At 59.3% G+C, this 11,831-nt stretch carries 8 protein-coding genes; all 8 read right to left on the bottom strand.

The features are described from left to right. Nucleotides 1–356: 356 nt before the first annotated feature. Nucleotides 357–1,916: a lysine decarboxylation/transport transcriptional activator CadC gene (gene cadC, locus ACMGGK_RS04245; protein ID WP_049299751.1), complete on the bottom strand. Its 1,560-nt coding sequence runs from the start codon at nt 1,914–1,916 to the stop codon at nt 357–359. Nucleotides 1,917–2,005: 89 nt separating this feature from the next. Beyond that, nucleotides 2,006–2,395 (bottom strand): VOC family protein, encoded by a 390-nt coding sequence (locus ACMGGK_RS04240; protein WP_049299750.1) that lies wholly within the window; start codon nt 2,393–2,395, stop codon nt 2,006–2,008. 107 nt (nt 2,396–2,502) lie between these two features. After that, entirely contained in the window at nt 2,503–4,647 is a 2,145-nt protein-coding gene (locus tag ACMGGK_RS04235) for a lysine decarboxylase LdcC (protein ID WP_016929878.1), read from the bottom strand. A 111-nt stretch (nt 4,648–4,758) separates the two neighbouring features. After that, nucleotides 4,759–5,718 (bottom strand): acetyl-CoA carboxylase carboxyl transferase subunit alpha, encoded by a 960-nt coding sequence (gene accA, locus ACMGGK_RS04230; RefSeq protein ID WP_004931972.1) that lies wholly within the window; start codon nt 5,716–5,718, stop codon nt 4,759–4,761. Between the two features lie 12 nt (nt 5,719–5,730). Continuing rightward, a complete protein-coding gene (dnaE, locus tag ACMGGK_RS04225) occupies nt 5,731–9,219 on the bottom strand; it encodes a DNA polymerase III subunit alpha (RefSeq protein WP_016929879.1) in 3,489 nt (1,162 codons plus the stop codon). Between the two features lie 78 nt (nt 9,220–9,297). Then, nucleotides 9,298–9,891 (bottom strand): ribonuclease HII, encoded by a 594-nt coding sequence (rnhB, locus tag ACMGGK_RS04220; protein WP_016929880.1) that lies wholly within the window; start codon nt 9,889–9,891, stop codon nt 9,298–9,300. Further along, nucleotides 9,888–11,036, bottom strand: coding sequence for a lipid-A-disaccharide synthase (gene lpxB, locus ACMGGK_RS04215; RefSeq protein ID WP_028128317.1), 1,149 nt, complete (start codon nt 11,034–11,036; stop codon nt 9,888–9,890). The genes rnhB and lpxB overlap by 4 nt, the downstream gene beginning before the upstream one ends. A 3-nt stretch (nt 11,037–11,039) precedes the next feature. Beyond that, the gene (gene lpxA / locus ACMGGK_RS04210) at nt 11,040–11,828 is read right to left on the bottom strand and encodes an acyl-ACP--UDP-N-acetylglucosamine O-acyltransferase (RefSeq protein ID WP_016929882.1); all 789 of its coding nucleotides are present in this window, start codon (nt 11,826–11,828) and stop codon (nt 11,040–11,042) included. Nucleotides 11,829–11,831 lie beyond the last annotated feature (3 nt).

Here is an 11,831-nt window from a genome sequence, read left to right as displayed (position 1 = left end):
GATTTACGTTTCTTATAAGCCACACCCATAAATAAAAGATTTTAATGAGCCGGCTTGATTGTCAGGATGCTAACCATCGGGGGGAATAAAGTCCTAAAGATAAAGTGAGATTACGCTCATGATCATACAAATGATAACCTGAGGTTTTTCATTAACACATCAAGATAAAAAGACAGGCTAAAGAAAAGATAAACATCATTTAAAAACAAAAAGATGACAAGGTTAATGACGCATAACAAATGGCAAAAAAGAAATAATATCGCGCAGCAAAATAATACATTCATGCAACATTGCTTCACCAATAAATAACGCCGCCATGATTCCCGAAGAATAAGGGCGGCGTGATATTGGATTAATTATTGGCGCTGATAGTTATTTAAATAAGGCACTACGTTGGTCAATGACGTCTGGAATACGCCATTGGAGATCCAATGCAAGGTATCCTCACCGGGGCGAAGATTGAAGGCGGTAATATAAGAGTCGGCCGCCAAATGATTCTGCCCCTGCATTTCATACACCTTGCCCAGCAGCACATAATTCAGCCACGACATTTGCAACTCAATCCCCAGATCGATCGCCCGGTGCGCCTCGTCAATCCGCCCCTGCGTCAAGGCATCTACCGCCAGAACTTGCTGCACGATCGGCGTGTTTTTCAATTCCGGGATCGTCGCCAGATGGCTGATATCGGCACGCAATTGAGCCAGCCCCTGGCTGTCGAACGGTTGATAAGAGTTGCGCAGCAGATCCACCAGCGCTTTTTCCGCCAGCAGGTAGTGGAAATTCGGCGCGCTTTTAATCAGCTCGCTCAGCTGCGCGCTGGCGCGAGTCAACGAATCGGCGTCGCCGTGGATCAACAATTGATGCGCCTGGTAGAAGCGCTGCAGCAGCGGCCCGTTGTCCGGCAGCAGCTGCGCCAGACGCTGTTCCAGCTGCGGCGGCCAGGGCTGTTTCAGCGCGGCGGACAGGCTGGAGAGGAAGTCGCTTTGGATCTTCAGCTGATTATCGGCGGTAATGAAGTAACGCTTGTCCAGCATGACAGAGCTGTCGGCGTTATCCACCAGCCGCACGGAGAGGAAACACTGCTGGGCGCGGTAGTGGCGCTGATTGACGAACTCGATATACAGCGACTTGCCCGAATTGCTGGGGCCGGAATAGTTGTAATTGGTTTGGTCATGCACCAGGAAGGTCGAGTAGGTGTTGAGCGAATCGGTGATCAGCTCGCTGACGCCCACCACGTAAGAGAGCTGGGGCATCCAGTTGCTGCAGCTCTCGCCGCCCTGGATGCGGATATCGATATCGCGCGGGTTGAGCAGCACCGGCATGGTCGATACCGGCACGCGCTGCGACAGCGTGGCGATGCCGACAAACGCCACGCAAACGCTGAGCGCCGCCAGAAACGCCAGCCACACCCAGAAGGTCGGGCGACGATAAAAACGCGGCTGCTTTTCGCCAGGCGCGTCAGACGGCGCGCCGCTTGCCCGGCGCGGCGGCACGTACGGCGTCTCGTCGTCATCATCGCTGCCGTCTTCCGGCTCATGCATGATCACCGCGATCTGCGGCGCCGGTGCAATAGCGGGTTGTGTCTCCTCCTCTTCACACCAGATCACCGACGTCGCCAGCTTATACCCGCGCTTGGGCACGGTGATAATGTATTCCGGGCTGTCGCTGTCGCCGTCTTTCAGGTACTTGCGCAGCTCTGAAATACATTGGGTCACCACGTGGTTGGTGACAATATTGCGCTTCCAGACGTTGTCGATCAGCTCGTCGCGGCTCAGCACCACGTCGGGGTGCCGGGCAAAATAACACAGCATGTCGATCAGGCGCGGTTCCAGCGTTTTCTGGCGACCATCGCGGCTGATGGTGTTGTCGGCAGGAGTAACCAGCCACTCCCCGACGCGAAAAGCAGGCTCTTGCATGGCGGAAATAACTCTGTAGGCATGTAGGGCAAGGGCGCGATCATAGCATAATCGCCCCCGGCTGTGGCCGCCGGGAGGCGATTAAGCCGTTAACTCTCGTATAATTCTAACGGTAAACCATCGGGATCGCTGAAAAAGGTAAATCGGGATTGGGTGTAGGGATCGACACGCACCGGTTCGCAGGCGACGCCGGCCGCCTGCAGATGAGCGATGGCCCGATCGATGTCGTCGACGCTGAACGCCAGATGACGCAGGCCACAGGCCTCCGGGCGGCTGACGCGAGCCGGCGGCGAGGGGAACGAAAACAGCTCAATGGTGTATTGCCCGTTGAGCGCCAGATCCGCTTTCCAGGAGTCGCGCTCCTCGCGGTAGACTTCACTCAGCAGGGTAAATCCGAGAATGTCGCAGTAGAAATGCTTGCTGGCGGCGTAGTCCGCGCCAATGATCGCGATGTGGTGCACCTGACGTAACGCCAGCATAGAAACTCTCTTCTGTTCGTTTTGATGAGGCACGGTATCCGGCGGCGACAATGCCGTCAATGAAAAAGCCCGACGTATCCTGCCAAACCGCCGGGCGCGTTATGCCATTATGGCTGTGGGGCTTTCAGCACCTTCACCAGATAACGCCCATCCTCCGTCAGCTTGGCGCCGTGGATATCGGTTTCAAACCCGGGATAGCGCTCGCCGATCGAACACAGCATCAGCAGAAAATCGAGCACCGCCCGGCTCTCTTCGGTGATCATTTCACCCGGCATCACCAACGGCACGCCCGGCGGATAAGGCAGGATCATATTGGCCGCCACCTTGCCCACCAACTGATCCAGATCGCAGGTTTCGACATTGCCGCGCACCTGCTCCTGGAACATCTGGTGCGGCGTCAGCTTCATTTCCGGCAGCACATCGAACGCCCGCTGCATCAGGCCTGGCAGATCGTGTTGGCGGATCAGGCGATGAATGCCGGCGGCCAAATCCTGGATGCGCATATGGCGATAGAAATCCGGATCCTCGGCGTACAGATCCGGCAGCATGTTCTTCACCCGCAGGTTGAGATCGTAGGCGCGCTTGAAGTCGGTCAGGCCGCGCAGCAGGCTCATCGCCTTGGTTTTATCGATGCCGATGCTGAACAAGAACAGCAGGTTGTACGGCCCGGTCTTCTCCACCACGATGCCGCGTTCGTCGAGGTACTTCGCCACCAGCGCCGCCGGGATCCCCTCTTCTTCCAGCGCGCCCAGCTCATTCATGCCCGGCGTCAGGATCGTCACCTTGATCGGATCGAGATACATATGATCGCGATCGGTCTGGCCGAAACCATGCCAGTTATCGTCCGGATCCAGCGGCCAGCACTGTGCCTCATCGATCTCTTCCGGCTGCCAGATATCGAAGAACCAGCTGTCGCTCTCCTCGCGCAGCCGCTGCACCTCCCGGCGAAAATGCAGCGCGCGCTCCACCGAACGGTTGATCAAACGGCGCCCCGGGTTGCCGCGCAGCATGGCGGCGGCGGTCTCCATCGACGCCACGATGCCGTAGTGCGGCGAAGTGGTGGTGTGCATCATGTAGGCTTCGTTGAAGGTGCTCTCATCGTAGTCGCCCTTGATATGAATCATCGAGGCCTGCGAGAAGGCGGCCAGCAGCTTGTGGGTAGACTGGGTTTCATAGAAAACCTTGCCGGGCACCCGCTCGCCGCTCATGCCGCTCTTGCCGTCGTAAATCGGGTGGAAGTTGGTGTAAGGCACCCAGGCGGAATCAAAGTGAATCGACGGCACCTCCAGCGTCTGCTTGATGTAGTCGGTGTTGTACAGCAGGCCGTCATAGGTGGAATTGGTGATCACCGCGTGCACCGGCCAGGTGGCGTTCGGCGTCGCCTGCACCCGGGCGGCGATGCTCTCGCGAGTGAACTCGCGCTGCGGAATCCCGCCGAGGATGCCGTAGGCGTTGCGCAGCGGGCGCAGATAGATCGGCGTGATATCGCTCATCATCAGCAGGTGGCACAGCGATTTGTGGCAGTTGCGGTCGATCAGCACCGTGCTGCCCGCCGGCGCCGAATACATGCCGACGATCTTGTTGGCGGTGGAGGTGCCGTTGGTGACCAGATAGCTCTGCTCGGCGTTGAAGGTGCGCGCGATGTACTCTTCGGCCTCCAGATGCGGGCCGGTGTGATCCAACAGCGACCCGAGCTCGGTGACCGAAATCGAGATATCGGCCTTCAGGGTATTGGCGCCGAAGAAGTCATAGAACAGGCAGCCTACCGGGCTTTTCTGGAACGCGGTGCCGGCCATGTGGCCCGGCGTGCAGAAGGTGTACTTCCCTTCGCGCACGTAGTTGAACAGCGCCTTGGTCAGCGGCGGCGTAATGGTGTCGATGTATTCCGCGGTGTACTGCTGGATGCGCTGCGCGATGTCGTCTGCCGCATTCAGGCCATACTCGAAGAAATAGAGCACCATGCGCATTTCATGCAGGCTGACGTCGAAAGTGGAGTGGGTATTGATAAAGGCATACAGCGGCAGGTATTCGTTCAGCTCGTTGATCTCGCTGCACAGCTCCAGGCTGTAGTCGTCCCAGTCGAAGATCACCCCGCAGATGCGGGCGTTGGCTTCGATCAACTTCAGCAGGTCACCGCTGTTTTTGGGGTACACCAGCTGGAATCCCATGGCGGCCAGCGCAGCGTGGAGCTCGCGAATCGGCTCATCTTTGTAGTAGACGCCCGTCGGGCCCATGATGGCGATGATATTCATCGGCAGCTCCTGTCAGTTAACGGCCAAGTCTCTATAACACCACGAAAATCCGACGGTGTGTAGCCAAAAAAAAACCGCCCGGAGGCGGTTTCTTGCAGCGAAACACAGAACTCAGCAGTAGCCGTAGTTCATCAGACGCTGGTAACGGCGGTTGAGCAACTCTTCGTCGTTCAGGCCATCCAAATCTTTCAGATCGGCGAGCAGCTGCGCTTTCAGCGCGGCGGCCATCGCCGGCACGTCGCGGTGCGCGGAACCGAGCGGCTCCGGGATCACCGAGTCGATCAGCTTCAGCTCTTTCAGACGCGGCGCGGTGATGCCCATCGCTTCTGCGGCCAGCGGTGCCTTATCGGCGCTCTTCCACAGGATGGAAGCACAGCCTTCCGGCGAAATCACCGAGTAAGTGCTGTACTGCAGCATGTTCACCTTGTCGCCCACGCCGATCGCCAGCGCGCCGCCGGAGCCGCCTTCGCCGATGACGGTGCAGATGACCGGCACGTTCAGACGCGACATCTCACGCAGGTTGCGCGCGATAGCTTCCGACTGGCCGCGTTCTTCCGCGCCCACGCCCGGATAAGCGCCAGGGGTATCGATAAAGGTGATGATCGGCATCTTGAAGCGCGCGGCCATTTCCATCAGGCGCAGCGCCTTGCGGTAGCCTTCCGGCGCCGGCATGCCGAAGTTGCGGCGGATCTTCTCTTTGGTCTCACGGCCTTTCTGGTGCCCGATGATCATCACCGGACGGCCATCCAGGCGCGCAATGCCGCCGACGATCGCTTTGTCGTCAGCGTAAGCGCGATCGCCCGCCAACTCTTCGAAGTCGGTAAAGATGTGTTTGATATAATCCAGGGTATAAGGACGGCGCGGGTGGCGTGCCAATTGGGCAATTTGCCAAGCCCCAAGATCGGCAAAAATCTTGCGCGTCAGCTCAACGCTCTTTTCACGCAGGCGCTGAACCTCTTCGTCCAGATTAATATCTAATTTTTCGTCTTGACGGCTGACTGCAGTCAGCGAGTCAATTTTCGCTTCCAGCTCTGCAATCGGCTGTTCAAAATCAAGAAAATTCAGACTCATAGCATTCCTATTTTAGTCAAATTCCAAGTCCACCTGCTCATTGCCTACCAACGTCCGCAAGTCGATCAACAAGCGGTCGGTGGGCGTCACGCGCCAGGTTGCGCCAAAACGCAGCTTGGCTCGCGCATCTTCCCGTTGATAGTAGAGATGCACTGGAATCGTCCCCGATCGATGGGGTTCCAACGACTGACGGAGACGGTTCAAAAGCTGGTCATCAATTTGCCTGTCAGTCAGCGAGATAGCAAGCCCGCGAGCGTATTTTTCCCGGGCTTCACTGATGTCCATTACCTCGCGGGCCATCATTTTAAGCCCGCCGCTAAAGTCATCAAAGCTGACCTGTCCACTGGCGATAAGGATACGGTCTTTTTCCAACAAATGCTGGTATTTTTCTAACGCTTCGGTGAATAACATCACTTCCAGACGGCCTGAACGGTCATCCAGCGTGCAGATGCCGATGCGGTTGCCGCGCTTGGTCACCATCACCCGCGCGGCGACCACCAACCCGACGGCGGTAGTCATTTTGCCCCGATCCGTCGGGTGCATGTCTTTCAAACGCTGGCCACCGGCGTAACGTTCGATCTCCTTCAGGTACTGGGTGATCGGGTGGCCGGTCAGGTACAGCCCCAGCGTCTCCCGTTCACCGTCCAGCACCACCTGCTCCGGCCAGGGCGCGATATTGGCGTAGGATTGCTCCACCTGCTCCGGCGCTTCCGCCAGCACGCCAAACATATCCACCTGGCCAATAGCTTCGGCTTTCGCATGCTGATCCGCCGCTTTTAACGCGTCGCCGAGCGAATTCATCAGCGCGGCGCGGTGCGGCCCAAGGCGATCGAACGCCCCGGACATGATCAGTTTTTCCAGAATGCGGCGGTTCAGTTTCTTGATGTCGGAGCGCGCGCAGAGATCGAACAGGTCTTTGAAATAACCTTGCTCGCCGCTGTTGCGCGCTTCGATAATGGCTTCGATCGGCCCTTCCCCCACGCCCTTGATGGCGCCGATGCCGTAAACGATCTCGCCGTCGTCGTTGACGTGGAAGTGATACAGGCCGCTGTTGATGTCCGGCGGCAGGATCTTCAACCCCATGCGCCAGCACTCGTCCACCAGACCCACCACTTTGTCGGTGTTGTCCATATCGGCGGTCATCACCGCCGCCATAAACTCGGCCGGATAGTGCGCCTTCAGCCACAGCGTCTGATACGACACCAGCGCATAGGCGGCGGAGTGCGATTTGTTGAAGCCATAACCGGCGAATTTTTCCACCAGGTCGAAGATTTTCACCGACAGTTCGCCGTCGATGCCGCGCGCTTTGGCGCCGTCTTCAAAGCCGCCGCGCTGCTTGGCCATTTCGACCGGGTTCTTTTTACCCATCGCACGACGCAGCATGTCCGCGCCGCCCAGCGTATAGCCGGCCAGCACCTGGGCAATCTGCATCACCTGTTCCTGATACAGGATGATGCCGTAGGTCGGTTCCAGCACCGGCTTGAGCGACTCGTGCTGCCACTGAATGTCCGGGTAGGAGATCTCTTCACGGCCGTGTTTGCGGTCGATGAAGTTATCCACCATGCCCGACTGCAGCGGCCCCGGGCGGAACAGCGCCACCAGTGCGATCATGTCTTCGAAGCAGTCGGGCTTCAGACGTTTGATCAAATCTTTCATGCCGCGCGATTCAAGCTGGAACACCGCCGTGGTTTCCGAGCGCTGCAGCATGTCGAAGCTTTTCTTGTCGTCGAGCGGGATGGCGGCGATGTCGATCGGTTCCAGCCCGGTCTTGGCGCGCCGGGCGTTGATCATCTCCAGCGCCCAGTCGATGATGGTCAGGGTGCGCAGACCGAGGAAGTCGAACTTCACCAGCCCGGCGTATTCCACGTCGTTCTTGTCGAACTGGGTCACCGGGTGGTTCCCTTCGGCATCGCAGTACAGCGGCGCGAAGTCGGTGATCTTGGTCGGCGCGATCACCACGCCACCGGCGTGTTTACCGGCGTTGCGCGTCACCCCTTCCAGCTTGCGCGCCATGTCGATCAGCGCCTTGACCTCTTCGTCGGCCTCGTAAATCTCCGGCAGCTGCGGTTCGGCGGCGAAGGCTTTCTCCAGCGTCATGCCCGGATCCGGCGGCACCAGCTTGGAAATGCGATCGACGAAGCCGTACGGGTGCCCCAGCACGCGGCCCACGTCGCGGATAACCGCTTTCGCCGCCATGGTGCCGAAGGTGATGATCTGTGATACCGCTTCGCGGCCGTACATCTCCGCCACGTGTTCGATTACCTGGTCACGCTTCTCCATGCAGAAGTCGACGTCGAAGTCGGGCATTGAGACACGTTCCGGGTTCAGGAAGCGTTCGAACAGCAGATCGAACTCCAGCGGATCGAGGTCGGTGATTTTCAACGCATAGGCCACCAGCGAACCGGCGCCGGAGCCGCGCCCCGGGCCAACCGGCACGTTGTTGTCCTTCGACCACTGGATAAACTCCATCACGATCAGGAAGTAGCCAGGGAAGCCCATCTGGTTGATCACCTTCAGCTCGACGTCCAGACGCTCATCGTATTCCGGGCGGCGCTGCGCGCGCACGTCAGGATCGGGGAACAGGAACTCCAGACGCTCTTCCAGCCCCTCTTTCGATTTGAGCACCAGGAAGTCCTCGGTGCTCATATCGCCGGTCGGGAACTGCGGCAGGAAGTATTCGCCAAGGCGAATGGTGACGTTGCAGCGCTTGGCGATTTCGACGCTGTTCAGCAGCGCTTCCGGGATGTCGGCGAACAGTTCGCACATCTCGTCTTCGCTGCGCATGTACTGTTGCGGGCTGTAGTTGCGCGGCCGCTTGGGGTCGTCCAGCGTAAAGCCGTCGTGAATGGCGACGCGAATCTCATGGGCGTCGAAGTCATCTTCCACCAGGAAGCGCACGTCGTTGGTGGCCACCACCGGCAAGCCGCGCTCGGTGGCCAGCGCCACCGCCGCATGCAGGTAGTTCTCTTCGTCCTGGCGGCCGGTGCGGATCAGTTCCAGATAGTAACAGTCTGGGAAATACTGCTGATAGAAGTCCAGACACTGATCCACCTGCGTCTGGTTGCCGCGCAGCAGGAACTTGCCGACGTCGCCCTGACGCGCGCCGGAAAGCAGGATCAGCCCTTCGCGATGTTCAATCAGCCAGTCGCGATCGATAGTCGGGCCGGCGGCGCCGTAGCCGCGCTGATAGGCGCGGGAAATCAGCAGCGTCAGGTTCTGGTAGCCTTCGTTGTTGCTGGCCAGCACCGTCAACTGAGCCAGTTCATCGCCCAGCTCTTCACTTTGCACATGGAAATCCGCGCCGATGATCGGTTTGATCCCGGCGCCGTGCGCGCTGCCATAGAATTTCACCAGCCCGCACAGGTTGGTGAAATCGGTGATTGCCAGTGCAGGCATGGCTAACGCGGCGGCTCTTTTCACCAGCGGCGCCGTCTTGGCCAATCCATCAATCATGGAGTAGTCACTGTGGACGCGCAGGTGAATAAAACGAGGTTCGGCCATCTCCAGATACCTGATTGAAGGGGCTCAGCAGGCTGAGCCCGGGTTAATGCTATCGTCGAGCCCGGTCAGGCCCGCAGACTACAGCGCCAGCGCTCTTTTCACCGGCGCGAAGCTGCGGCGATGATGCTCGGTGGCGCCCAGCGCGGCCAGCCGCTCCAGGTGGAAGGCGGTCGGGTAGCCTTTATGCTGCGCGAAACCGTAGTCCGGGTACTCGCTGTCCAGCTCGGCCATTTCGCGATCGCGCGTGACCTTCGCCAGAATGGACGCCGCGCTGATCTCCGCCACGCGGCTGTCGCCCTTCACCACCGCCTGCGAACGCATCGGCAGGTTCGGGCAACGGTTACCGTCGATTAAAACCATGTCCGGCGCGATATGCAACCCGGCCACCGCGCGCTGCATCGCCAACATGGTGGCGTGCAAAATGTTCAATTGGTCGATTTCTGCCGGTTCGGCGCGCCCCAGGCTCCAGGAGAGCGCCTTGGCGACGATTTCGTCATACAGCGCCAGGCGGCGTTTTTCACTGAGTTTCTTGGAGTCCGCCAGACCGACGATCGGCTGCGCCGGATCGAGGATCACGGCGGCGGTGACCACCGCGCCGACCAACGGGCCGCGGCCCACTTCGTCCACACCGGCAATCAGCGTGGCAGCGGGATAGATAAAGGGTTCAATCATGCTTTCGCCAGCTCCAACACAGCCTGAGCGGCCTGTTCGTCCGCACCGCAACGGATGCTTTGGTGCAAGGTAAGGAAAGTGTGTTTCAACGCGTCGGTTTCCGGGCTCTCTTCCAGCAGCGGCATCACGGCGGCGGCCAGTTTGTCCGGCACGCAGTCATGCTGCAGCAACTCGGTGACGATCTCGCGCCCCGCCAGCAGATTCGGCAGCGAAACGTAAGGCGTTTTCACCAGCTTCTGCGCCAGCCAGAAAGTGAACGGCTTCATGCGATAGCCCACCACCATCGGGCACTTGGCCAACATGCACTCCAGCGCCGCCGTACCGGATGCCAGCAGCGCCGCGTCGCTGGCGATCATCGCTTCGCGCCCCTGCCCATTCAGCAGGTGTACGGTCAAATCCGGCGCAACCTCGGCCTTGATGCGCTCAAACTGCTCGCGCCGTTTGGCGTTGACCAGCGGCACCACCACTTCCAGCTCGGGATAACGGGTGCGCAGCAACTGCGCGGTTTTGAGGAAATCGGCGCTCAGCATTTCGACTTCGGCGCCGCGACTGCCCGGCAGCAAGGCCAGACAGCGCGCCTGCGGAGCGATGCCAAGCTGAGCGCGCGCCGCCAGCCGGTCGGGCTGCAGCGGCATGGCGTCCGCCATGGTGTGGCCAATAAACCGGCAAGGCACGTTGAAACGATCGTAAAACGCTTTTTCGAAAGGGAGAAAGGCCAACACCAGATCGGTGGCTTTGCCTATTTTGAAAACGCGTTTTTGCCGCCAGGCCCACACGGAAGGGCTGACGTAGTGGATGGTGCGAATGCCGCGCTGTTTGAGGCGGCCTTCCAGCGTGATGTTGAAGTCCGGCGCGTCGATGCCGACAAACACGTCCGGCCGCAGCTCACCGAAACGGCGGGTGAGATCCTTGCGGATCTTCAACAGGCGTGGCAAGCGCTCAAGCACTTCCACCACGCCCATGACCGCCAGCTCTTCCATTTCGTACCAGGCTTCGCAGCCTTCGGCCTGCATCAGCGGGCCGGCGACGCCGACAAAACGCGCGTCGGGGATCTGCGCCTTGAGCGCACGGATCAAGCCGGCGCCGAGAATGTCACCGGAGGTTTCTCCGGCGACCAGTCCGATAGTCAATGGACGATTCGACATAACTCAGCGAATGATGCCACGGGTGGAACGGGTGAAGAAATCGAGGTATTGCTGCACTACCGGCTGTTCTTTGGCCAGGGCTTCGATTTCCGCTTTCGCTTCATCCAGCGTTTTCTCGCTGCGATACAGGATTTTGTAGGCGTTGCGGATTGCCTGCATTTCATCCTTGTCAAAACCGCGGCGCTTCAGGCCGACCGCGTTGACGCCGAACGGCGTAGCGTGGTTGCCCTGAGCGATGACGAAAGGAGGCACGTCCTGAGCGACACCGGAACAACCGCCTACCATCACATGTGCGCCGATAATGCAGAACTGGTGGATCGCCGTCATGCCGCCGATGATGGCGTGATCGTCGATTTCCACATGCCCCGCCAGCGTGGCGTTGTTGGCCAGCACGCAAGCATTGCCGACCACGCAATCGTGGGCGATGTGCACGTTGACCATCAGCAGGTTGTCGTTGCCCACTTTGGTCAGGCCGGTGCCCTGCGCGGTGCCGCGATGAATGGTCACGCTTTCGCGGATGCGGTTGCGATCGCCCACTTCAACGCGCGTCGGTTCGCCCGCGTATTTCAGATCCTGATTCACTTCGCCGATAGAGGCGAATTGATAAATCTGATTATCGCAGCCAATCTTGGTAATGCCGTTCACCACCACGTGGGATTTCAGCACCGTGCCGGCGCCGATTTCCACCTGGGAGCCGACGTAGCAGAAAGGGCCGATATGCACGTTGGCGCCGATCACGGCGCCTTCTTCGACTATCGCGCTAGGATGGATAAAGGCGGTTTGGTCAATCACGGA

The sequence above is a fragment of the Serratia sp. BNK-33-b genome (assembly GCF_048684565.1).
In the GTDB taxonomy this organism is placed as follows: domain Bacteria; phylum Pseudomonadota; class Gammaproteobacteria; order Enterobacterales; family Enterobacteriaceae; genus Serratia; species Serratia marcescens.
Note: the sequence above shows the minus strand (reverse complement) of the source record. Positions and strands in the feature narration are given on the sequence as shown.